Annotated in this window: 21 protein-coding genes and 1 pseudogene; 15 read left to right on the top strand and 7 right to left on the bottom strand. The window is 59.3% G+C overall.

Annotation, left to right across the window (positions count from 1 at the left end; genetic code table 11):
• Positions 1–218 precede the first annotated feature (218 nt).
• From OC446_RS24565 to OC446_RS24550, 4 genes are all read right to left on the bottom strand, one after another.
• The gene (locus OC446_RS24565) at positions 219–1,034 is read right to left on the bottom strand and encodes a sugar phosphate isomerase/epimerase family protein (protein ID WP_262031640.1); all 816 of its coding nucleotides are present in this window, start codon (positions 1,032–1,034) and stop codon (positions 219–221) included.
• Positions 1,035–1,083: 49 nt separating this feature from the next.
• Entirely contained in the window at positions 1,084–1,956 is an 873-nt protein-coding gene (locus tag OC446_RS24560) for a carbohydrate ABC transporter permease (protein WP_410055123.1), read from the bottom strand.
• Between the two features lie 10 nt (positions 1,957–1,966).
• Positions 1,967–2,935 (bottom strand): carbohydrate ABC transporter permease, encoded by a 969-nt coding sequence (locus OC446_RS24555; protein ID WP_410055122.1) that lies wholly within the window; start codon positions 2,933–2,935, stop codon positions 1,967–1,969.
• An 89-nt stretch (positions 2,936–3,024) separates the two neighbouring features.
• On the bottom strand, positions 3,025–4,326 hold the full coding sequence (locus OC446_RS24550; RefSeq protein WP_262031637.1) for an ABC transporter substrate-binding protein: 1,302 nt from the start codon (positions 4,324–4,326) through the stop codon (positions 3,025–3,027).
• 143 nt (positions 4,327–4,469) lie between these two features.
• Here OC446_RS24550 and OC446_RS24545 point away from each other — a divergent pair, with 143 nt between their 5' ends.
• From OC446_RS24545 to OC446_RS24525, 5 genes and pseudogenes are all read left to right on the top strand, one after another.
• Positions 4,470–5,615 (top strand): LacI family DNA-binding transcriptional regulator, encoded by a 1,146-nt coding sequence (locus OC446_RS24545; protein WP_262031636.1) that lies wholly within the window; start codon positions 4,470–4,472, stop codon positions 5,613–5,615.
• Positions 5,616–5,631: 16 nt separating this feature from the next.
• A complete protein-coding gene (locus OC446_RS24540) occupies positions 5,632–6,360 on the top strand; it encodes an SDR family oxidoreductase (RefSeq protein ID WP_262031635.1) in 729 nt (242 codons plus the stop codon).
• A 42-nt stretch (positions 6,361–6,402) separates the two neighbouring features.
• The gene (locus tag OC446_RS24535; protein ID WP_262031634.1) at positions 6,403–7,155 is read left to right on the top strand and encodes an SDR family NAD(P)-dependent oxidoreductase; all 753 of its coding nucleotides are present in this window, start codon (positions 6,403–6,405) and stop codon (positions 7,153–7,155) included.
• A 151-nt stretch (positions 7,156–7,306) separates the two neighbouring features.
• Positions 7,307–8,338, top strand: a complete 1,032-nt coding sequence (locus OC446_RS24530; RefSeq protein ID WP_262031633.1) for a hydroxyacid dehydrogenase — start codon at positions 7,307–7,309, stop codon at positions 8,336–8,338.
• A 138-nt stretch (positions 8,339–8,476) separates the two neighbouring features.
• A pseudogene (locus OC446_RS24525) lies at positions 8,477–9,142 on the top strand (IS6 family transposase).
• Between the two features lie 163 nt (positions 9,143–9,305).
• Here OC446_RS24525 and OC446_RS24520 read toward each other — a convergent pair.
• On the bottom strand, positions 9,306–9,482 hold the full coding sequence (locus OC446_RS24520; protein ID WP_262031632.1) for a hypothetical protein: 177 nt from the start codon (positions 9,480–9,482) through the stop codon (positions 9,306–9,308).
• Between OC446_RS24520 and OC446_RS31115 the strand changes: the two genes are divergently transcribed.
• Together OC446_RS31115 and OC446_RS24515 are read left to right on the top strand one after the other, a co-directional pair.
• A complete protein-coding gene (locus tag OC446_RS31115; protein ID WP_410055121.1) occupies positions 9,402–9,602 on the top strand; it encodes a DUF3565 domain-containing protein in 201 nt (66 codons plus the stop codon). The two genes, OC446_RS24520 and OC446_RS31115, sit on opposite strands and share 81 nt — an antisense overlap.
• The gene (locus OC446_RS24515) at positions 9,580–10,500 is read left to right on the top strand and encodes an IS630 family transposase (RefSeq protein WP_262031631.1); all 921 of its coding nucleotides are present in this window, start codon (positions 9,580–9,582) and stop codon (positions 10,498–10,500) included. Before OC446_RS31115 ends, OC446_RS24515 begins: the two co-directional genes overlap by 23 nt.
• Positions 10,501–10,507: 7 nt before the next feature.
• On the opposite strand, the gene OC446_RS24510 is transcribed toward OC446_RS24515, so the two are convergent.
• Together OC446_RS24510 and OC446_RS24505 are read right to left on the bottom strand one after the other, a co-directional pair.
• Positions 10,508–11,131, bottom strand: coding sequence for a glutathione S-transferase N-terminal domain-containing protein (locus OC446_RS24510; RefSeq protein ID WP_262031630.1), 624 nt, complete (start codon positions 11,129–11,131; stop codon positions 10,508–10,510).
• Between the two features lie 5 nt (positions 11,132–11,136).
• Positions 11,137–11,892, bottom strand: coding sequence for a GntR family transcriptional regulator (locus OC446_RS24505; RefSeq protein ID WP_262031629.1), 756 nt, complete (start codon positions 11,890–11,892; stop codon positions 11,137–11,139).
• Positions 11,893–12,049: 157 nt separating this feature from the next.
• On the opposite strand from OC446_RS24505, the gene OC446_RS24500 reads away from it, so the two are divergent.
• The 8 genes from OC446_RS24500 (at position 12,050) to OC446_RS24465 (ending at position 20,439) form a co-directional block, all read left to right on the top strand.
• A complete protein-coding gene (locus OC446_RS24500) occupies positions 12,050–12,808 on the top strand; it encodes an SDR family NAD(P)-dependent oxidoreductase (protein ID WP_262031628.1) in 759 nt (252 codons plus the stop codon).
• Between the two features lie 52 nt (positions 12,809–12,860).
• Positions 12,861–13,370: a TRAP transporter small permease gene (locus tag OC446_RS24495; protein WP_262031627.1), complete on the top strand. Its 510-nt coding sequence runs from the start codon at positions 12,861–12,863 to the stop codon at positions 13,368–13,370.
• A gap of 8 nt (positions 13,371–13,378) precedes the next feature.
• Positions 13,379–14,683, top strand: coding sequence for a TRAP transporter large permease (locus OC446_RS24490; protein ID WP_262031626.1), 1,305 nt, complete (start codon positions 13,379–13,381; stop codon positions 14,681–14,683).
• 72 nt (positions 14,684–14,755) lie between these two features.
• Positions 14,756–15,874 carry a C4-dicarboxylate TRAP transporter substrate-binding protein gene (locus OC446_RS24485; RefSeq protein WP_262031625.1) on the top strand — a complete coding sequence of 373 codons (1,119 nt, stop codon included), beginning with the start codon at positions 14,756–14,758 and terminating at the stop codon, positions 15,872–15,874.
• Positions 15,875–16,020: 146 nt separating this feature from the next.
• On the top strand, positions 16,021–16,755 hold the full coding sequence (locus OC446_RS24480; RefSeq protein ID WP_262031624.1) for an SDR family NAD(P)-dependent oxidoreductase: 735 nt from the start codon (positions 16,021–16,023) through the stop codon (positions 16,753–16,755).
• 10 nt (positions 16,756–16,765) lie between these two features.
• The gene (locus tag OC446_RS24475; RefSeq protein ID WP_262031623.1) at positions 16,766–17,554 is read left to right on the top strand and encodes an SDR family NAD(P)-dependent oxidoreductase; all 789 of its coding nucleotides are present in this window, start codon (positions 16,766–16,768) and stop codon (positions 17,552–17,554) included.
• Positions 17,544–19,247 carry an FAD-dependent oxidoreductase gene (locus OC446_RS24470; protein WP_262031622.1) on the top strand — a complete coding sequence of 568 codons (1,704 nt, stop codon included), beginning with the start codon at positions 17,544–17,546 and terminating at the stop codon, positions 19,245–19,247. The genes OC446_RS24475 and OC446_RS24470 overlap by 11 nt, the downstream gene beginning before the upstream one ends.
• 610 nt (positions 19,248–19,857) lie before the next feature.
• Positions 19,858–20,439, top strand: a complete 582-nt coding sequence (locus tag OC446_RS24465) for an ABC transporter substrate-binding protein (RefSeq protein WP_262031621.1) — start codon at positions 19,858–19,860, stop codon at positions 20,437–20,439.
• The last annotated feature ends 43 nt before the right edge of the window (positions 20,440–20,482 follow it).

The raw sequence follows: 20,482 nt of genomic DNA, 5'->3' as shown, positions 1-20,482 counted from the left end.
TGCGTGTTACCTCGTCACCGGAACCGGACGCATCCGGTTCTGGGGCGTGAGAACCCCTCGTAAAGCGGCCGGCATCGGCCGTGAACGATGCCCTCCCAACCTTATGGTCGGGGAGGCGAGGGCGCATGTCCACCCGCCCCCTCATTATACGGCCTGGGGTAATGCAACGGAGCCCTTACAAGAGCCCCGTATAGGGACCCACAACGCAGCCCGGGGGCTTACCAATCCGCGACAAGCGACCTGAGGTGGGCTAAATCCTCCTGCAGGTAGGGAATGACGTCATCTCCCATGCGCTGTGGCATGCCGGCAGGATCGCTGTACTCGGCGGGGAGGCACAGGGTGCCGGTGAACCCCACCTCCTTCAGGCAATCGACGAACTCCCGCCACGAGTACCCACCGTGTTGATGCGTCGTCCATTTGACCTTGTACACGGCCTCATCCTCGGGGCCGTTGACCCGGGCGCGATAAGCGCTCTTGAAATTGACTTGGTGCTGGAGCTTGTCCTTGACGATATCGACAGCCATCGCGGTCGGCTCGCCGTCAACGGCGCAATGGGCCATGTCCAGCACCGCGCAAACGTGGCGCGGGTCGTACTTCTCGATCAGGTGGAGCAGTCCGACAGCGCTTCCGACGAAGCAGCCATAGTGGTTCTGGACGCCGATCGCGACACCGTGACGGTCCAAGGCTGGAAGCAGTGCGTCGAACTGGCGGCGGTAATTCTCGATTGACCGGACATAGCCGAGACTGAGATCGATAGGCGCCATAATGCGGATGAGCGGTATGCCGCTGTCGCCGCAGGCCGCGATGATCGCCTCGTCCGCCGTGCTGGCGACACTGAAGATCTTCAACCCGCTCGCGCCCAGCACCCGGGTTGCATCCGCCAACCCCGCCGCAGCGTTCTCGGGCGTCACCTGATAGCCCGGCCGAACTGGAAGCTCGATTCCATCTAGACCCAGGGACGTTACCTTGTCAGCAACAGACGGCAGGGATTCGGTCCAAGGTTTCGTGAAGACGGAAATCGGATGCTTCGCCATGGAACAGATCCTTCAATGCAGCGGATTGGCTTGATCGTCGCTCGCGCTCTCAACCTTTAAGGCCTGACGTTGCAATGCCTTCGATCAGCCGACGCTGAAAGACGAAGAACACAACGAACAGGGGAACCAGCGACAGCAGCGACATGGCTAGGAGCGGACCCCATGAAGATGCACCTTTCGAGGACATTAGAAGGCTCAGCCCCTGCGGCACCGTGTAAAGGTCCATTGAGGTGAGATACACTAGAGGCGACAGGAAGTCTTCATAGGTCCAGATGAAGGAGAACACTGCTGTGGTCACCAGGGCTGGCGTCAGAAGCGGCAAGATCACCGACCAGTAGATACGAATCGGCCCGGCGCCATCGATGACGGCCGCCTCATCAAGCTCGCGTGGAATGCCGCGGATGAACTGGACCATCAGGAAGATGAAGAACGAGTCTACGGCCAAGAACTTCGGCACGGTGAGCGGCAGGAACGTGTTCACCCAACCCAGGTTATAGAACAGGGCGTATTGTGGGATCAGCGTCGCGTGCAGGGGCAGCATAATTGTGAGCATCATCAGGGCGAACAGCGTTCTCTTGAAGACGAAGTTCAACCTCGCGAACGCATAGGCCACCATGCTGCAGGCAAAAACGTTGCCGACCACTGCAAGGCCGGAGACAATGAAGGAATTCAGGAAGAAGGACGAGAATGGTAAGGCCGCGCCTCGCCAGCCATCGACATAGTTCTGCAACCGGATCTTGGACGGCCAGAGACTAAGATCGGAGAAGATCAGGTTGGCCGGCTTCAGCGAACTGCTTGCCAGCCAGAGCAGCGGATAGATCATCACCAGCGCGCCGACGATGAGGAAGCCATGAACGATGATACTACGCCACCGGATCGTTAACCTCTTCGGTTTCCGGGTCAGCATGGAAGGAGTTGTCATGGCAGCATCCTTAGCGCTCATCGCCATAATGGACCCAGTAGCGGGCGGACTGGAAGGAAAGGGTTGTCGCCAAACCGATGATGGCGACGAGAACCCATGCCATGGCTGAAGCATAGCCCATCTGGAAGTTGGTGAACGCTTGTTCGTACAGGTAGAGCGTGTAGAACAGCGTCGCGTCGGCAGGCCCTCCTTTGCCGCCGCTGATGATATAGGCGGGCGTAAACGCCTGGAATGCTCCAATGATCTGCATCACAAAGTTGAAGAAGATGATCGGGGTCAGAAGCGGCAGCGTGACACTGAAGAATTTGCGCACCGGACCAGCGCCGTCGACTTCCGCCGCATCGTAGATATCCTGCGGAATCTGCTTCAGGCCGGCCAGGAAGATGACCATAGGAGACCCGAACTGCCAGACGGCGAGCGCCACCAGAGTATAGAGCGCGTAGTCCGTGCTCGTGATCCAGCTCGGCCCATCGATGCCGAACTTCAGAAGAATCTGGTTTATGATGCCGTCATAGGCGAAGACCTGTCGCCACATGATGGCCACGGCCACACTGCCGCCGAGCAGCGAGGGAAGATAGTAAACGGATCGATAGAAACCCAATCCCTTCAAGCCGCGGTTGAGCAGCATGGCGATACCGAGGGCAAAGGCAAGTTTCAATGGCACCGAAAGGAACACATAGGTGAACGTCACGCGCAAGGACTGATAATACCGACCATCCTCGGCGAACATCTTCACGTAGTTGTCCAAGCCCAGCCATTGCGGCGGCGTGAACATATCGTAGCGGGTCAACGACAGATAGAACGATGCCAGGATCGGGCCGAGCGTCAGAAAAACCAAGCCTATGAGCCAGGGTGCCAGGAACAGAAAGGCGGCGCCGTTCTGACGCGCATTGATCCCTACGGCCTTGTGCCGGCGCGGGCGCGCCTCGGGCGCGGTGGCTGATTCAAGCGAAGCTGTCCCGGATAGGGTCGTGCTCATGACGTATCTTCCGCTGAGACCACTTTGGGACGCGGCAACGGGCATGGCCTCGCCGCGCCCCCCTTGCATAGAAGGATGTACCGCAGGACCTACTTCTTGAGCCGGACGCTCACTTCGTTGATGAACTGCTGAGCGGCCTCTTTGGGTGTCATCTTCCCGAAGGCGACGCCCTCATTGGCGCGCGTCAGCATGCCCGTCATTCCCGGAACGCCCGGGTACCGGGGCGGCGCCGGATCCTTCTGCAACAGATCGAGATAGGCAATGATCTTGCGATCCGCATCGGTTCCCGAAGCGGCCAGTGCGTCGCGGCCGGCTTTAGAGCAGGGGATCATGCCGCTGTTGGTGTAATAGGTCTTGGCACCCTCCGGATCGAAGTGCATGAAGCGGATGATGTCGATGACCTGCTTCTGGTTCGGGGATTTTGCCGACACCGTGGTCGAGTTGCCGGCATAGCAGTAATGGCGCTGCTTCATCTCCCCGCCTCTGAAGCCGTTCGGCATCATGTGGAGAACGAAGTTGTCTTGTGACAGGGCTTGGAAGCCGACGAAGCTGTCAGTCAGCGTGATGTTCATCGCGGCTCGTCCTGCGACGATCCCAGCCGTGCTCGGATCGTCGTTGCCGGCAAGAGCCTGAACGTCACCGGGCGGCGTGGCCTTCGTATCGCGCATCATCTTCCAATAGGCATACCAGGCTTCCATGTCCTCCAATGCGAAGCCGAGCTTGTGATCCGGCGTGAACATCGACTTGCCGCGACCACGCAGAAAGATGTCGCACGGAATATAATTGCCGCCGGCATCCTCGACGCCCCAGAAACGCGGCCCAAGCGCCTTGCTGAGCGCTGCAGACGTTTCAGCGAGATCCTCCCACGTCCACATCTGATCTGGAACCTTGATGCCGGCTTTCTCGAAGGATGAGGCGTTCGTGATGATGGTGGGCCCGATCGCATCATTGGGGATCGCATATTGCTTGCCGTCGAACTTCGCCGCATTGACGGCGCTCTGCAGGTAATCGGCCAAGTTGATCGGGTTGGGCACGTAAGCGTCGAGGGGAGTCGTCACGCCCCGCCGAGCGTATTCGGCCAGCAGATCGACGTTGACGCTGAACATGTCGGGTGCGTTGCCGCCCGCGGTCTCGGTCGCGATCTTGTCGGTGAATGCGCCGAAATTCGTGAATTCGGGGATGATCTCAACACCGGGATTCTTTTCAGAGTACAGTTTCAGCACAGCAAGAGTTTGCGTCAACTGTTCCTGGGACTCGACATACCCAGCAAAACGCACGCGCACCTTGGATTGCGAGAGTGCCTGAGTGAGGGGCGTCGTGGTCAAGGCCGCGCTGCCCAGCAAGGCGGCGCCGTGGCGGAGTACATCCCGCCGATTCATCCGTATCGACATCTCTTCCTCCCTATAAGCGAGCCTCTTTGGGCTTCCTTAGTGAAACGTAACACAAGGAATGGTCAGCTCGTCAACAGTAAATAAGTGATCGCGAAAACATTAATTCTCGCGATAATATGCAATTTAGTATCAACGATGAGCCTTTGACAAAGGATTTCTCCCGCCTTATTGGTAAATCGTTGCAGTGCCCGCGCCTTGAAGGGTCCGCAACCACGTCAATGGAAGAATCGATGTCCGGTATTCTCGATGTCGCGAAGAAGGCGGGAGTTTCCGCCAGTACGGTCTCCAACGTGATCAATGGTCGTCACGAAAAGATGCGGCCCGAAACCAAGCGTCGCGTCCTTGAGGCGATTGAACAGCTCAAGTACACTCCGAACATCGCCGCCCGGCAGCTGAAGTCGGGTCAGAGCTGCAGCATCGGCTTGATCATCCCATCCGTTGCAAACCCGTTCTGGGGTCTGGTCGCGCACCACGTCGAGCGCGCGGCCCGGCAGCGTGGCTATAGGCTCATGATCTGCAATGCCGAGCGGGATCCAGATGTGGAGACGCGGTACGCAGAAGCGATGCTCGGCTCAGGCATCACCGGCATCATCCTTGGATCGTCGCCCCTGTCGTTCGATTATCTGCGTGACCTGACGGCGCGCGGCCTCAAAGTCGCTGCCTTTGATCAGCGCGTAAACGAGACCAGGGATGTCATCACCTGCGGCGTGAGCGTCGATCATGAGCTCGGCGGCGCCCTTGCGGCCCAGCATCTGATCGGGCTTGGACACAAGCGCATCGCAACAGTGTCTGGTCCGATCAGGACCAACAGCCGCATCGGGCGTATCAATGGTGTGAGGATGGCGATGGCCCGGGCGGGACTGCCGCTGCGCGACGAGATGATCTGGCAGGGCGGCGGCGTTGCCGGCTTCGGCGATCTGGAGGGAGCGGAGCTCGGGCGGATGGGCGTGCGCGAATTGCTGAGCCGCGACGATCCGCCGACCGGAATCGTGGCCATCAACGACATGTATGCGCTCGGGGCCTATGCAGGCGCGCGCGATCTCGGTTTTCGCGTCCCGGACGATATCTCGATCGTCGGCTTCGATGACATCGTTCTCGCGGAGATCGCGCAACCCGCTCTGACAACAATCCGACAGCCGGTGCCGGCCATGACCGAGATGCTCGTCCGCATGCTCGTCGCGCACGTGGAAGGCTCGGTTCCGGCGGATGAGCCCGCCTTTATCGACGTCACGCCGCAACTGATCGTGCGGGGGTCGACGACCGCTGCGCGGATCTTGCAACCCGCATAGAAACAGGAACGGATGGATGGTTCGAGACATCACCGGTCAGACGGTTCTTATCGCCGGCGCGAGCAGCGGCATGGGACGCGCCACGGCCTTGGCCGCGGCCGAGGCCGGGGTCAATCTCATTCTGCTCGGACGCAACGCGGACCGGCTTGACGAGACCCTTACGTCCGCTCGATCCGCAGGCCGGCAAGCGCGGATCTCGTCCGTCGTCGCCGATGCCTCCGACGCGGACGTTCTAGCCGATGCCTTTAAAGGCATCGATCTGACGACGGTCGACGTGCTGATCAATTCAGTCGGAATGAATCTCGTGGAGCGGGCATTTGGCCAACTGACGCCGGACTCCTGGGCAGCGATGATCCAGGCCAATCTGACGGCTGCGTTCAACCTGTGCCGATGTCTCGTGCCTCCTATGCGCCTGCGAGGAGACGGGTTGATCATCAACATCTCGTCGGTCGCGGCGCGAAAACCGGATCGCTCGGGCGCGGCCTACCAGGCTTCGAAAGCAGGCGTTCTCGCCCTGAACCATGCCATCATGGAGGAGGAATGGGCGAACGGTCTGCGCGCGACCGCGATCCTGCCCGGCATGACCGATACGCCGCTGCTCGATCGCCGGCCGACTCCCGTGAGCGCCGAGGTCCGCAGCGCGGCGCTGCAGCCTGAAGACATTGCCGAGGCCTGCCTGTTCGTCATGCGAATGCCCCGGCGGGCTCATGTTTCGGAGCTCGTGATCCAGCCCAGCCGACGCTAGGGGAAATGCTCTTTGTCTCTCTCTACAAAGGACCAGAAGTCGATGGATTTCACAGGAAAGGTCGTCCTCGTCACCGGAGGTGCATCGGGGATCGGTGGCGCAACGACTCGCGCGTTTGCGGATGCTGGAGCCAAGGTGGCATTCACGTACAAGACCAGCGCTGACGAGGCGGGAGCGATCGAGACGGCGTACAAGTCGCAAGGCAAGCAGGTTCTGGCCTTGAAGGCGGATATGACGAATCCTGAAGAAGTTGCCGAAGTCGTCCGGCGTACGGAACAGGACCTTGGACCGATCGATACGCTTTTCGCCAATACCGGTGGGCTGTTGAAAAGAAGTCGTTGCGTCGACTCGACGCTGGAGCTCTGGCAGGAGGCCATCTCCCTGAACCTTCTGAGCACATTCTTGGTGGTGCAGGCTGCTCTCCGTTCCATGGAGCCCCGGCAATCCGGCTCCATCGTCCTGATGTCATCTCTCGCCGGCTTCGACGGAGGCGGGCACGGGGCCTCGCATTACGCAGCCACCAAGGGCGCGGTCGCTACGCTGGTGCGGTCACTGGCCAAGGAGGTCGGCCCTCTCGGCATTCGCGTCAACGGGGTCGCGCCGGGGCTCATCGGCACGCGGTTCCACGATACGTTCAACACACCGCAAGGCCGGGCCGAGTCGGTCGCCAAGACGCCATTGCGGCGAGAGGGTACACCCGAGGATGTGGCTGGAACAGTGCTCTACCTGACCTCGGAGCAGGCTGGATACGTGACGGGAGAAGTGGTCCAGATCAACGGTGGCGTCGGTTTCTAGCCGGAGAAGAGAATGAAGGCACGGGGCGCCGCGGTCGGACTGAATTACCGGTGCAGACCGAGAGCCGATAAGCAACCCCGACAGAATCTAACGAGAACCGTTCGCTTGCCACCGGCAGGACACGGTCGACCTGGAATAGGGAGAATACTACATGAGCAGCATGAACGAGTCGCCTATAAGCAAGCCGAAGGTCGTGATCCTGCTGACGCCTGACATGCGGGCTAAGCTTATCCCCGCCTCCGCCGAGAAGCGGCTGGCAGAAGTTGCGAACGTTCGCGCACCTCAAGAGGGCGAGCTCACCGCCGATAACCTGCCCGGCTTGGTCGACGGTGCCGTGGCGGCGATAACCGGTTGGGGAACTCCGCCCCTCGACGAAGGTCTTCTGGCGCATCCGACATCGCTGAAACTGGTCGCCCATGCAGCAGGCAGCGTTCGGCACCTTGTTCCTTTCGCGGCGATCGAGGAGGGGCGGCTCCGGGTTACGCATGCGGCAATCCATATTGGCGAGGCGGTCTCGGAGTTTGTGATGGCACAAGTCCTCGCCTTCCTGCGCCATCCCGCGGAACTCGCGGACGGAATGCGCCGCAACGAGCCCTGGTTCGACCTTCGGTCCCGCCTGCTCGGGCGGCTCCTCGGCGAGCAGACAGTGGGCCTGCTCGGCGCAGGCTATATCGGGCGCATGATGATGCGCCTGTTCCGCGCGTTCAATGCTCGGGTTCTCGTCTATGATCCTTATCTCACGGTGCCTCAAGCTCGTGAGATGGATGTGGAACTGTGTGACCTTGATGACCTCCTGCGACGGAGCGACATCGTCTCTCTGCACGTGCCCTCGCTGCCCGAAACACGGCACCTGATCGGGACGGATCAGCTTGCCCTGATCAAGGACGGCGCCCTATTCATCAACACGGCGCGCGGCGCCATTGTAGATGAACAGGCTCTTATCGCAGAATTGCGCAAGGGTCGGTTCACAGCGGTGCTCGATGTCTACGAGAAGGAGCCTCTGCCGCATGATAGTCCATTGCGCACCCTTCCGAATGCCATCCTTGCGCCGCACGCTGCCGGGCATAGTCACGAGACCTACCTGCGCCAGGGCGCAACGGCTGTGGATGAGGTCTGCAGGATGCTCACGGGTGAGAGGTATCGATACGAGGTGACAAAAGAGGCACTAGCGACTATGGCTTGAATAGAGTTCTGTCACCAGTGTGGCTGGTCAGCCAGCAGGTGTGAAGCAGGGCGCATCGCAATTAGTCCCGTCGGCATTCTCCCGTATGTGTCGTTGCGTTAACCCGAGCATGGTGACAAGGCGTGTAGATGGTCCGGCATGAGCAAGCCCGTCAGCTACAAACGCCACCGCTTTGCGCCCAATCATCGCCTATGCGGTATGACTCTATTTCAGGTTCCCATTAAGCCTGCGGCTGGTCGAGGAGATGTCGCTCGATCACGGCATCGTCGTCTCCTATGAGACCGTCCGCCACTGGGCTTTGAAGTTTGGGCCATGTCACGCTCGTCGCCTCAGGCGTAAGAATCCAAACTGTCGCGATATCTGGCATCTCGACGAAGTCGCGGTCACCAGTGCCGGCCAGAAACACTGGCTGTGGCGGGCGGTTGATCAGGACGGCTATGTGCTTGATGAAATCGTCCAGAGCCGACGCGACACCCAGGCCGCCAAGCGCTTGCTGAAGCGGCTGTTGAAGAAACAAGGCTGCCCGCTCCGATGCATGATCACCGATAAGCTTGGCTCCTACGCAGCCTTTCGCACAAAGGGCTGAATAACAGAGCGGAGAACGCGCATCTACCGCTCCGGCGACATGAGCGAGCAATGCAAGGCTTTCGATCACCCAGATACCTGCAGCGCTTCGTCAGCGTGTTCTCTGCTGTCCGCAATGTCTTCGTTCCACCCCGCTCCCGCCGCTCTGCCCGTGCGACCTACCTTCACCGCCTCAACGCCATGGTCGATTGGAAAGTCGCAGCGAATGTCGCCTCTTGAAACTGTCAGGCAACCGGCTTGGCCTTAATGCGCCCGAGGCCGATTAACGTGACAACACCGGTCGAATGAAGTCGTTCGCGCCAAAGGGCTGAAGGTCAAGTTGCGGAAAATGCTTGGTACACAGAGCTGGTTCAAAGCAGGGCTTGCACTCGCTCTATATCAATTATTTTTTCTGATATACTGCGCCGCTTGGTTCTCCTCCCCTCAGATCCACCACGGCTGTGATTGAACCTGCAGGCGCCTGACGTTTTATTGAAACATGAAGAAACGGATTGTCGGCTTTCACCTCGACGAAGAACAGCACTGGGTCGCTGAACTTGAATGCGGCCACAACCAGCATGTCCGCCATAATCCGCCGTGGACTAATCGTCCTTGGGTCATTACGCCGAAAGGCCGTGATAAGGCACTAGGCCAGGAGCTGAACTGCAAGAAGTGCGATGTCGGCGCGCTGCCGGACTGAGGTGGTCCGCATCAAAGCCTCAGGTAGCTTTGTTATTCTCCGAAGACGTGGAGCGCTGAACGGGCGATGCCTCCATCGCCCGCTGACGCCGCAGCGCCTAGCAGCCGCCCTGGCACGCGACCCGCGCCGCTGTGGCTCAGGCCACGAGCTGGACCGTGCCGCTGCTGGCGCACGACCTAGCCGCGAAGGGCATTGCCGTCAGCCCCGAACGCTGCGGCGCCGGCTGCACGAGGCGGGCTATCGCTGGAAGCGCCCGCGCTATGCCTATGTCCAACGCGCAGCGCATCTGCCGCAGAAAAAAGGGGGGATCACCCGACGTCTGAAGGCGGGCTGGCACGGGGGCGATCAGCTGCTGTGCCTCGATTGGACGCTGCTGCGGCTGTTTCCGCCGCTGCGGGCCACCTGGGCGCTCAAGGGCACGCAGGTGATGGTGCCGATCACCGGGCGCAACGCCAAGCGGGTGCTGTTTGGGGCGATTGATCTCCGCAGCGCTCACCGGATGGTCCTGATCCGCACCCGTGCCGGTCAGGCCGAGGCTCGGGCTTTCCTGCGCGCGTTGCGGCACCGCTACCGTGGCGCCGGCTGGCTCTGGCTTCTCACCGACCGAGCCAGCGCCCATACTGCCCCACAAACCCAGAAATTCGCCGACCGGCTGCGCATCCGGTTCGTGTGGTTGCCCCGGCAGGCGCCCGAACTGAGCCCGATGGATCAACTCTGGCGTGAACTCAAGCGGCTGGTTGCGGCCAACCGGCAGGCCGCCTCCATAGATGCTCTGGCCGCCGATGCCGCCGCCTGGGTGCTGACGCTGACGCCGCAACAAGCGTTTCGCAAGGCTGGCATGGCATCCAAACACTTCTGGTTCAGAAAGCTGTTGCAGATCTTTTGGCGACCTACTTAGTACCGAGCTATCCCTGTGGCCAAGTCGCTTTCATCGACCCGCGCTCCGCGAACCCTCCGTACCAATTGGCCAGTTCCTCGTGGCCAGTGCGCCAATCCTTGTTGGCGAAGCGGAAATCCAAGTAACCCAGGGCGCAAGCGACCGCGATAGCGCCGGCGGAAATCGGGCCTTGCAAGGTGCCGATCCAATTGCGGGACAGATCGTCAAGGCCGCTGTCGATCTTTTCCATTTGCCCGTTGTACCAATCAGTCCAGCGCTTTTCTTCGGGGCGCAAAACCATTTCGTAGCGGCAAAGCAGAGCCGCATCGAGAATGGAGTCTGCAAGCGCCTCCAGCGTCATAACACGAAAGCGCTCGTCGTGGGACGTTGGCACGAGATGGGGCGCCTCGCTCAATGTATCCACGTAAGCACAGATCACACGACTGTCGAAAAGAGCCTGTCCATCCGGTAGGATAGCAGTCGGTACCTTGCCTGACGGATTATGAGAAATGATCGTTTGATCGCGTTTGACCGGACCTGCCGCCGAAGGGAGCAATTCGATCTTGTTTGCGACGCCTTTTTCATGCGCGCTGACCAGGACCTTGCGAACATAAGGAGAGGCCGGCGAGTAAAAGAGCTTCAGGGCGGTCATGAAAGCTATCCGTTTTTATGGGACTTGGGTGAATGGTTCGATGTTCTGCCGTGCGACATCAGGACTCCCTGTGGATCCATTTCGAGTTTCTCGGCCAAGAGTTTTCCCGCAAAGATGACGTGCTCGATCATCAGATTTTCGGCTCGGATACCCTCTCCTTGCGCGATGGCTTTCGCAATTCGATGATGGTCATCATGGGAGCGGTAGATGATGTCATAGTCGTCCCAGAGAATGATGCGGTCAGACACCAGAGGGACATTGTGCGTCTGCCGCACGAAGCTTTCGATCCAGGAGTTCCCGGCCAGGGATATGATTAGCTGATGAAACTGAACATTCATGCGCCGGTAAGCGGGCAGCAGGGAGGGATCCAGCGTTCCACCGGAGAGGAGGCGGTCTCCCTCAGTCACAAGGGCATCAAATTTCGCGATGGTTACTTCCGAAACCTTCCGCGACGCTGCGCAACGGCAGGCAAACCCCTCCAGTTGCGCGCGGACGGCAAACGCATCTCGCACCTCGGAGATGGAGAACGCCCGGACACGATAACCCCTATTGGCCTCATAATCGATGAGCCCTTCTTGCGCGATCATGGCCAAGGCCGTCCGAAGAGGCGTGCGGGAAACCCCTAGCATGTCGGACAGATGATCTTGCTGGAGCCGTCGTCCCGGTTCCAACTCGCCCTCCAGTATCTTCTCGCGGATCGTTTTCGCTACAAGATCGGCGCTGGTGATCTCCGATGGAAGGGATGTGGTCGCAGTGCTCATGCTTCAAAAATACCGCGTGGAGCGGCAAGTGCAAGTGGCCTTGATGCCGCTCTGGATCCAATATGGCCATTTAAGACGAAAGTCGGGTTGCTGATTGGCAATTTTGGATCCAATTTCCTGGGGCATCAGTTTCTAAGAAAATATTCAGGCTGGAACCATGACTATATATGCCCTCGTGACCGGGGCCGCAGGCGGGATCGGCCGTGCCATTGTGCAGCGGCTCGCCAATGATGGCTTCCCTATCATTGCAACCGATACCAACGAGGCTGGCGCCGCCGAGGTCGTCGCATCCCTGTCCGGATCGGGACACAAGGCCCTTGCGCTTGACGTGACGGATGAAGCGAAGGTCCAGCAGCTCTTCAATGATGTTGAGACTCGTGAGGCCAAGATCGGCATAGTCGTTGCCGCCGCTGGCATTCTGCTGCTGAGGAATGGCGGGCAGCGTCCGCCGCTGACCGAGATATCCCTGGATGAATGGGATCTGACCCAACGGGTCAATAGCACCGGCACCTTCCTGCTCATGCGTGAGTATCTGCGTGCCCGCACGCGAGCGCCAGTTGAAGGCGGGCGCTTCGTAGCATTCTCGTCAGTCGCGGCGCAGCTTGGCGGATATCGTTCGAGTTCCGCTTACATCGCCAGCAAGAGTGCCGTTCTTGGCCTGGTGAAAGCTGCCGCCCGCGAGGCTGCCCCCCTGGGGATCACTATCAATGCGGTTGCGCCCGGATTGATCGATGCGCCCATGCTGCACCAATCACTGGACCCCAAAAACTATGCTTCCGTCACCGGAAACATCCCTCTCCTGCGGGTCGGCAGCCCCGAAGATGTGGCCGGCGCTGTTGCCTTCCTTCTGGGCAAGGATGCGTCTTACATCACTGGCGCCGTGATCGACGTCAATGGCGGATACCGGATGCAGTAGCAGCCGTGTCTCGGCTCAAGCCGAGCCGATGGGAATACAGGGAGAGCGCATTATGCTGAGAGCGCTGAGATTGCTTACAAATGCACTTACCGTTCTGGCGGGACTATCCGTTGCGCTGATGATGTTCCACGTGGTGGCAGACGTTATTGGTAAATACGTCTTCCACTATCCAGTTCCCAGTACGGCCGAGGTCGTGGCCAACTACTACATGATTGCAAGCGTTTTCCTGATCCTTGCGTTTGTCGAAGCAAAGGGGTCGGCGATCTCAGTCGATCTCGTATTTGACAATGTCGGTCCGGCCACGCAGCGCGTGATGCGCAAGATCGGTCAGATAGGGACGTTGATCTTCTACGCCGGCCTCGGATGGTTCTCGTGGGATGTTGCGATGCGTGCTTTCAATACAAACGAGACTATTGATGGATTGTGGCGTGTGACGGTGTGGCCGGCGAAGTTCATGCTGCCGCTCGGACTTGCGATCGCCTGTCTCGTACTGGTGATCAAGATTGTTGCAGGCGATCGCGTGCGTCTGAACGACAACGCATCGCAGAATCATAGTCACTGAGGCTAGCGATGGAACGCATTGAAATTGGTTTCTTGGGGATCGCGCTAGTTCTGGGGCTGATCGGCTTGCGAGTTCCGATCGGCGCTGCGATGGGCGGAACTGCCTTCGTGGGTATCTGGGCAATGATGGGCTGGAGACCCGCTGTCGGTATAGCCAAAGCTGTTCCCTTCAACCTGATCGGCGACTGGAATCTCTCGGCGATCCCAATGTTTCTGTTGATGGGCTTCATCGCCGTCGAATCGGGACTGACGCGGGGCCTGTTCGGCGCAGCCCGCATCCTTCTGGCATGGCTGCCGGGTGGCCTTGCCTCGTCCACAGTCGCGGCGAGCGCGCTGTTCGCATCCGCTTCGGGATCATCCGTGGCCTCGGCGGCGGCCTTCTCGCGGATTGCCATTCCCGAGATGCTCAGCTCTAACTACAACAAGGGACTTGCCACCGGCTCAGTTGCCGCGGCCGGTACCCTTGGCGCACTGATTCCACCCAGCGTTCTGATGATCGTGTTTGGGATCCTGCTCGATACATCCATCTCGACGCTGTTCATTGCAGGTATCATCCCGGGAATCCTGACCGCCGTCATGTTCGTCGGCCTGATTACCGTGCGCTGCGTGTTGAATCCTACTCTTGCTCCAAAGGTGAAGGTGAATGCCACGCCGGAAGAGAAAAGGGCAATGATCTCGGATGCATGGCCTCTACCCGTTCTGATCCTGGGTGTGATGGGCGGAATTTTTGCTGGCATCTTCACCGCTACTGAAGCCGGCGCGGCCGGCGCATTCCTTGCCCTCGTTCTGGCCCTTGTGCGTGGCCGTATCACCGTTGAGCTCATGCGGCGCGCCCTAGTCGACACCGCTGCCGGCACTTCAGAGATCTTCATCGTGGTGCTGGGTGCTGCCTTGTTTGCGCGCTTTGTGGCATTGGCGACACTGCCGGACTTCGTGATCGGCTTCTTCAGCGACTACTCGACCTTCACGGTTCTCCTTCTGATCTGCGTCTTGTTCCTGATCTTAGGCGCTTTTCTTGAGTCGATCTCAATCATGCTGCTGTGCTTGCCGGTGCTCGGCCCGCTTCTGATCGCTCATGACGTGAACCTGGTCTGGTTCGGCGTGCTGACGATCAAGCTGCTTGAAATTGGCCTCGTCACGCCTCCAATGGGGATGAACGTATTCGTCATCAAATCCGCCATGGGCAACCGAGTGTCACTAGGGGAGATCTTCAACGGTGTGACTTGGTTCATCGTCATCGACATGCTGACGCTCGCCATTCTGATTGCCTTCCCGGCTCTCAGCCTGTGGCTGCCTGAGCTCATGGCGAAGTAAAGGAACGGGTGACATTACAGGACGCCTGAGACTGTGCGTCACCCAAAACGAAATTTTCCTGGGAGAGAGACATTGAAAAAGATCCTGACTGCGACCGTCGCTTCGCTGACCTTGATGACCGGTGTGGCTCATGCCGATAAGTATCAGGCGACAACCTGGCTGGCGCCAAGTCACATCCTGACGAGTGTTGGTTACGTACCTTTTCTGGCTGATGTGAAAGCTGCCACTAAAGGAAAGATCGACTTCGAGCTTTATTCCTCGGGTTCACTGGTGCCCGCGCAGACCACGCTGGGTGCTCTGGGCGATAATGTGGCCCAGCTTGGCCTCGTAGCGACTTCCTATACGCCTTCGGAATTGCCGATTTCGGGCCTAATCAACGATCTTGCCTTCGTGGCACAGAACGACATGGCGACAGCCTTTGCACTGACCGAGACCGTGCTAACGAACAAGCGGATACAGGCCGAGTTTGCCAAGCACGGGACTGTCGCTCTGGCCGGCTATTCCACGCCGACTTACCTAATGCTGTGCATGCGTGACGTGCGTGACCTGAACGATGTTAAAGGCCTGAAGATCCGTACGGCCGGCACCGCTCAGAACGAATGGGTGGCGTCTCTCGGCGCCGTCCCGGTGGCTGTCACGGCCGCGGACGTCTATTCTGGACTTGAGCGTGGATCGATCGACTGCACATTGACCGACCCGACCAGCCTGGAGACTGGCCTTAAGCTCTGGGAAGTGGTCAAGACGATCACGATGCTGGAGCAGGGGACGTCGCTCGGCGTCACCTACGTCTATAACAAGGATTTCTGGTCGGACATCGGGCCGGAGAACCGCCGCAAGCTGCTCGATGTGACGGCCCGCAGCGTGGCTCGCGTGCAGATCGCCTATTCGCAAGCCGTCAGTAAGGCGTTGAAGGGCTCAAAAGAACGTGGATTGAAGATCAACGAGCCCGATGCATCGCTGGTCCAGGCCTTGGCCAAGTTCCGCGCCGGCGTCGTCGATTCCTATCCTAGCCGGACTGCCAAGGAGCGTCGCGTGCAGGATCCGACCGATGTCGCGAAGCAGTTCCTCGAGCTTCAGTCCAAGTGGACCAAGCTCCTCGAAGGGATCGACGTCAATAACGAGGACGCCGTCGCGAAGCTGGTCGCCGATGAGATCTTCTCAAAAGTCGACGAGAAAAGCTTCGGTCTCTAGACCCTGAGCCGGGAGCGGCGGGTCCAAACGCCGCTCCCCGAGGGGAAATCAGAATCTCCTCGATATTTCTGCAATTTCTATCTGCCATACGATGATCTCCGCCAAGTCCGTTGCCGCCTTGGGAGATGAAATCCGGGGAAGAGCAAATGTCGGAACGCATTCTTCAAACTGCCATTGTCACGGGTGCGGGTTCCGGTATTGGCCGCGCTATCGCACATCGCCTGGCGGAGGACGGTTTCCTCGTGATCGTTGCCGACCGAGCCCAGGCGCCTGCGGTCGAGACCGTAGACCAGATCGTGTCCCGGGGGTTCAAGGCGCGCTCCGAAATCCTCGACATCACAGACCCGGTCGCTACACAGAGGTTGATCGACGGTGCAGAGAACCTTCAGATTCTGGTGAACAATGCCGGGATCTTCAATGTAAAGGCTTTCAACGAGTTGACCGTTGACGACTTCCGCAGGATGTATGAAGTCAATCTGGTCGCCATGTTCCAGCTTTGCCAGCAGGCTGCTCGCAGGTTGCCGAGATGGGGTCGAATCATCAATCTTTGCTCACGCGCAGCATTCGGTGCCCGCAACTATGCACATTACGTTGCATCGAAGGCCGCTGTTGCCGGCTTTACAAAGGCACTGGCGCTCGAGTTGGGCGACAAGCAGATCACAGTCAATGCGGTCGCGCCGGGTGTAATTCAGACGGACATGCTTCTCGCGCGATCGGACGTACATTTGCTCCGCGACCAGCAGCCCACCGGAGAGCTTGGGATCCCTGAGGATATCGCTCACGCCGTGGCCTTCTTCGCCGATAAACGCGCCAATTTCGTCACGGGGCAAGTCCTGATCGTCGACGGCGGCCGGTCCGTCGGCGGCACGGCAGCATTCTGAGGAATCTGTCATGAGCTTCGACATCACCACTCTCGCGGGCCGCACCGCTATCGTGACCGGCGCGAGCCAGGGCATCGGTGAAGCCATCGCGGAGGCTCTCTTGGCCGCCGGCGCGACTGTGATTGCGGTCGATCGCGAAAGAGCCGGCATCGATGCGCTCGCAGCCCGCCGAGCAGGAGCGATCCCCGTGCAGGGCGACATAACCGATCCGGAGCTCACCGCCAGGCTCCACTCCGAACTTTCCAAGTCCGGCCTTACGCTTTCCATTCTGGTCAACAATGCGGGCATCGGCCGCGGTTCTCATGCAGTCGAGACCACAGACGAGGACCTGCAGCGCTATTTCGACATCAACGTCAAAGGTGCCTTTGCCTTATCCCGCTGGGGAGTGCCGCTGATGATCCGCGCGGGCGGCGGGACGATTGTGAATACGGCCTCGGTCTTCGGTCTGGTCGGGGCCTATAACTCGGCGGCCTATTCGGTATCGAAGGCGGCGGTCGTAGGCATGACGCGCCAGATGGCAACGGATTTCGGCCCTTCCGGTATCCGCGTCAATGCGGTCGCGCCGGGCCTTATCGAAACGTCGCTGACCGCCGAACGTATCCGGTCGGAGCCCTGGCGCCGTCAGATCATGATCGAGCAGACTCCACTGGTCCGGGCGGGTACGCCGCTCGACATTGCCCGGGCCGTGCGGTTTCTCGCCTCGGATGAATCGTCTTTTGTCACCGGCCAGGTGCTTGCCGTCGATGGCGGCTGGACCATTGGTCGCTTCCCCCGGCAGGAGCCCGTGCATGTCGACTGAAGAAGTGCTTCCTTCGAGCTGCGATCTTCTGGTTGTCGGATCTGGCGCAGCGGGTCTGGCGGCTGCCATCAGCGCAGCCCATGCGGGCCTGAAACCCGTCATCGTGGAAAAGTCCGAATATTTTGGTGGGTCGAGCGCAGTATCCGGAGGCGCGATCTGGATACCGGACAATCCCATCATGCGAGCGGCCGGTATGGAGGATGATCGCAAGGCTGCGCGCCGCTATATCGAGTTGGAAACCGGAAATCGCTTCAATGCGGAACTGGTCGACGCCTTCCTCGACAATGGTCCCGCGGCTATCGACTTCTTCAACAAGAAGACGGCATTGAAGATGACCCATCGTCCCTATGCGCCGGACTATCATCCGGACAAGGAAGGAGCTGCGCTCGGGGGACGTGTACTGGATGCCATGGAGTACGATGGCAGGGCGTTGGGAAAGAACCTGAACCGCCTGCGCCCTCCGATCAAGGAGTTCACGATTCTCGGTGGGATGCAGCTCGGACGTGCTGACCTCTTCCATTTCGTGCGTATGACCCGTGAGTGGCCTTCCTTTGTGCATGCCACCAAGCAGGTTGCGCGCTATTTCAAAGACAGGATAAGTGTTGGACGCAACACGCGACTGAGCTTGGGCGCAGCAGTCGTCGGGAGACTGGCCGAGACGGTTTTTGCCCTGAAGATACCGCTTTTGACGGAGCACGAACTCATCTCGCTTCAGCAGGACGGATTGGGCCGAGTGACGGGCGCCGTCTTGCGCACGAGACTTGGCGACAGGACTATTGTGACCACAAAGGGCGTCGTCCTCGCCAGCGGCGGGTTTCCGCATGATGTCAAACGTCGCGCCGAGACGTTTGAACATGTTCGCCGTGGCCTGTCCCACTACAGCATGGCACCTTCGCCAAACACGGGAGGCGCGATTTCCGCCGCCGAGGCCATCGGAGCGGCCTTCGTGTCCACGAATTCAGATGCCGCGTCCTGGGCGCCGGTTTCACTGATTCCGCAGCCCGATGGTTCGAAGCGGCCTTTCCCGCACCTGTTCATGGACCGCGCGAAGCCTGGCATCATCGCGGTAAGTCATGATGGTCGGCGCTTTACCAATGAGGCGGCCAGCTATCATGATTTCGTGCAGGGATTGGTGGAAAAGCTGCTGGACGAGGGGGAGAACTCGGCCTTCTTGGTCTGCGATCACGATGCCCTGCGCCGATACGGGCTGGGAGCGGTTCCCTGTTTTCCAGGGCGGATCGGCCCCTATTTGAAATCCGGTTATCTCAAGCGCGGCCTGAGCGTAGAGGAATTGGCTCGGGTCTGCGGCATCGACGCCGGAGTTCTTCAGAAAACGATCGATCGTTATAACGGACTCGCGGCCCAAGGGGTGGATCCGGATTTCGGCAAGGGATCAACCCCATACCAAACCGCCCTCGGCGACCCGAATCATAGACCGAACCAATGCCTCAAACCCCTTGAGGGCGTTCTTTACGCAGTCGAGATCTTCCCGGGCGATATCGGCACCACGATGGGGCTCGACGTCAATGCAAACGCTCAGGTGCGTGATACTCAAGGCCAAGTTATCGAGGGTCTCTACGCCTGCGGCAACGACATCAACTCGATCATGAGCGGGTCCTACCCTGGCGCGGGCATTACGCTCGGACCAGCGCTGACGTTCGGCTACGTGATCGGTCGCCACGCGGCGTCGTGAGGTGAAGGCATCAGGGCAGGACGCTTTCTTGAACCGAGACAGATCTCTCCAAAAGGATGTTCCTCTGCCGAACGTTTCCGAATTTTCGTAGAACGGACTTCGCGCTTACATCGCGACGGGAAGTTTGCGGAAGATTGGATAAAATCAAACGTTAATTGCAACGAACTTATTGACAATCTGGTTCGCAAGCTGCTGGATTGTATCCAATGGTGGCATATGACCGCCTGTGGAGAAAATCGTGACGTCTCATGCGCGAAGCATCGCGCTGGTGACGAGGAGTGCCGTAAGCATTGGTGCTGCGGTCCCCTTAACGCTGGCAGAGAACGACTTATTCGTGGCGCAGGCGCTCGCCCGTGAATTGATCCCCCAATGCAAGACGTTTGGCCCTATTGGCTTAGACCTGATCGACACATCTGGGCATTGTTTTTCTGCCGAATTCAGCGTCGGTGAGAGGGCTCCACCAGCTATTCCGCGTGGATGTGCTTGATTATGTGCCTGCCGCCATGTGCTTTCTCGTGTGTCCGGCGGCTCCGCACATCATAGCGCTGCCCTCAACACGCACAATCACCGTCGGGCTCACAAAATCTGAAGTTCGAAAAGGGAGGAAGAAATGAACGATAAGGCAACTCAGATGTGGCTTGGAGCAGCGATGCTGGCTGCAGGTCTCGTCCATTCTGTTGGGGCTTCCGCGCAGGAGCCCGGCCTGACGGACAAGACCATCAAGATTGGGGTGTTCTCACCGTTGTCCGGGGCGAACATGGCCTATGGCTTCGACGTGATCAACGCGGCGAAGATGTACTACAACAAGGTCAACAAGGAAGGCGGCGTCCATGGCCGCCAGATCGAACTCGTCATTGAAGACGATCGCTGCAATGCCAACGACCTCGTGTCGGCTGTCAAGAAACTGGTCGAGCAGGACCAAGTGTTCATGCTCAACGGTGGCTCTTGCTCCGCTGCAGCCGTGGCTGCGAAGGATTACGTGGTCCGCAGCAAGGTTCCGTGGGTGATGCTGAATGCATCGGCAGACGGCGCTCTCTACCCGCCCACTGATTATATCTTTGGCGCCTTCTCGATCACTCAATATGCGGTTGGCGGCTCCGTTGTGGATTTCGGCAAGCAGCACCTGAAGGCCAAAAAGATAGGGTATATCAACCATGATGACGCCTACGGTGCTTGGAATCTAGTGTTGTGACTCTAACGCTTGTTTCGCACGGGCGACCTTTTCCAGGATAGCC

This window comes from Microvirga sp. Mcv34, from assembly GCF_024519725.1.
In the GTDB taxonomy this organism is placed as follows: domain Bacteria; phylum Pseudomonadota; class Alphaproteobacteria; order Rhizobiales; family Beijerinckiaceae; genus Microvirga.
This window is presented reverse-complemented; position numbering and strand designations above follow the sequence as displayed.

What these genes read in the sequence shown, in the direction of transcription:
- OC446_RS24565 (WP_262031640.1), bottom strand. Translation starts at nt 1,034, where the DNA reads ATGGCGAAGCATCCGATTTCCGTCTTCACGAAACCTTGGACCGAATCC.
- OC446_RS24560 (WP_410055123.1), bottom strand. Translation starts at nt 1,956, where the DNA reads ATGACAACTCCTTCCATGCTGACCCGGAAACCGAAGAGGTTAACGATC.
- OC446_RS24555 (WP_410055122.1), bottom strand. Translation starts at nt 2,935, where the DNA reads ATGAGCACGACCCTATCCGGGACAGCTTCGCTTGAATCAGCCACCGCG.
- OC446_RS24550 (WP_262031637.1), bottom strand. Translation starts at nt 4,326, where the DNA reads ATGTCGATACGGATGAATCGGCGGGATGTACTCCGCCACGGCGCCGCC.
- OC446_RS24540 (WP_262031635.1), top strand. Translation starts at nt 5,632, where the DNA reads ATGGTTCGAGACATCACCGGTCAGACGGTTCTTATCGCCGGCGCGAGC.
- OC446_RS24535 (WP_262031634.1), top strand. Translation starts at nt 6,403, where the DNA reads ATGGATTTCACAGGAAAGGTCGTCCTCGTCACCGGAGGTGCATCGGGG.
- OC446_RS24530 (WP_262031633.1), top strand. Translation starts at nt 7,307, where the DNA reads ATGAGCAGCATGAACGAGTCGCCTATAAGCAAGCCGAAGGTCGTGATC.
- OC446_RS31115 (WP_410055121.1), top strand. Translation starts at nt 9,402, where the DNA reads ATGAAGAAACGGATTGTCGGCTTTCACCTCGACGAAGAACAGCACTGG.
- OC446_RS24520 (WP_262031632.1), bottom strand. Translation starts at nt 9,482, where the DNA reads ATGCTGGTTGTGGCCGCATTCAAGTTCAGCGACCCAGTGCTGTTCTTC.
- OC446_RS24515 (WP_262031631.1), top strand. Translation starts at nt 9,580, where the DNA reads ATGTCGGCGCGCTGCCGGACTGAGGTGGTCCGCATCAAAGCCTCAGGT.
- OC446_RS24510 (WP_262031630.1), bottom strand. Translation starts at nt 11,131, where the DNA reads ATGACCGCCCTGAAGCTCTTTTACTCGCCGGCCTCTCCTTATGTTCGC.
- OC446_RS24505 (WP_262031629.1), bottom strand. Translation starts at nt 11,892, where the DNA reads ATGAGCACTGCGACCACATCCCTTCCATCGGAGATCACCAGCGCCGAT.
- OC446_RS24500 (WP_262031628.1), top strand. Translation starts at nt 12,050, where the DNA reads ATGACTATATATGCCCTCGTGACCGGGGCCGCAGGCGGGATCGGCCGT.
- OC446_RS24495 (WP_262031627.1), top strand. Translation starts at nt 12,861, where the DNA reads ATGCTGAGAGCGCTGAGATTGCTTACAAATGCACTTACCGTTCTGGCG.
- OC446_RS24490 (WP_262031626.1), top strand. Translation starts at nt 13,379, where the DNA reads ATGGAACGCATTGAAATTGGTTTCTTGGGGATCGCGCTAGTTCTGGGG.
- OC446_RS24480 (WP_262031624.1), top strand. Translation starts at nt 16,021, where the DNA reads ATGTCGGAACGCATTCTTCAAACTGCCATTGTCACGGGTGCGGGTTCC.
- OC446_RS24475 (WP_262031623.1), top strand. Translation starts at nt 16,766, where the DNA reads ATGAGCTTCGACATCACCACTCTCGCGGGCCGCACCGCTATCGTGACC.
- OC446_RS24470 (WP_262031622.1), top strand. Translation starts at nt 17,544, where the DNA reads ATGTCGACTGAAGAAGTGCTTCCTTCGAGCTGCGATCTTCTGGTTGTC.
- OC446_RS24465 (WP_262031621.1), top strand. Translation starts at nt 19,858, where the DNA reads ATGAACGATAAGGCAACTCAGATGTGGCTTGGAGCAGCGATGCTGGCT.